At 41.3% G+C, this 932-nt stretch carries 2 rRNA genes; both read right to left on the bottom strand.

Annotation, left to right across the window (positions count from 1 at the left end):
* Positions 1–95, bottom strand: a 16S ribosomal RNA gene (locus tag DCC81_RS25305); the annotation flags it as partial.
* Between the two features lie 752 nt (positions 96–847).
* A 5S ribosomal RNA gene (gene rrf, locus DCC81_RS25300) occupies positions 848–932 on the bottom strand; the annotation flags it as partial.

Raw genomic sequence — 932 nt, 5'->3', positions numbered from 1 at the left:
GCCACCCAGTATTGCTACCTGTGCTGCCCCTCGACTTGCATGTATTAGGCCTGCCGCTAGCGTTCATCCTGAGCCAGGATCAAACTCTCCATTGTAAATAGTTTGTTTGCTCACTGACTAATTTTTTTTCTCAAAGCGAGAAAACTTACGTTCTCTCCTTATAGAAATTAGACAAGAGTGTTTTAATTTTTTTCGCTTGTTTGCTTACCTCACTACCATCCGAAAATAGTAGTGCTGTTGTTTCCTGACTTTCAAAGATCTTTTGCTTCTGATTATGCGGATTTACATCCTTTCATCTTAAAGCTTGTTGTCAAAATGTGAGATCCGATCTCTTAGCCGCTTCCTTGTGAAGCACTCATTTTTTTGTTTTTGTATGCTGTTATTTTTCGGAGAACTTTTCCCGTGGGTAATGACTGTATTACCAGTCGTTTGTGTTGGGGTTGCAAAGGTAAGCTTTATTTTGTTTTCACCAAATCTTTTTCAAAGTTTTTAGTGATTTTATTTTTAGCTAACTACTTGGCTATGAGTGGTTTGATACCGCTCTCTGCCTGGTAGTTTCCCTTGCTGGCTCCTTGCTGTTTTTTAAAGAACTTCCTGGCTTAAAAGCCCCAGTGGCTTATTTGCGGACGGCAAAGATACAATCTCCTCTTCACTCTACAAAACCTCCAAGCCGTTTATTTTTCACTCTACCGGTTGCTGCTGTATGGCTTTTTGTTCTTTGCAGTGGGCCTTTTGCTTTACTGCCTGGTTAGTGAAGCCCTGTACTCTATAGGGTACCAGGTCTTATTACCTTGTACTTTATAATAAAAAAAGTCTCACAAGTTGCCCTGTGAGACTTTCTGAATAAATATGGCAGCTACCTACTCTCCCGCATGATTGCGCAGTACCATCGGCCATGAGGGGCTTAACTTCTCTGTTCGGAATGGGAAGAG

Source organism: Chitinophaga parva (genome assembly GCF_003071345.1).
Taxonomy (GTDB): domain Bacteria; phylum Bacteroidota; class Bacteroidia; order Chitinophagales; family Chitinophagaceae; genus Chitinophaga; species Chitinophaga parva.
The sequence above is the reverse complement of the archived record's forward strand: the minus strand, read 5'-3'. Positions and strand labels throughout refer to the sequence as shown.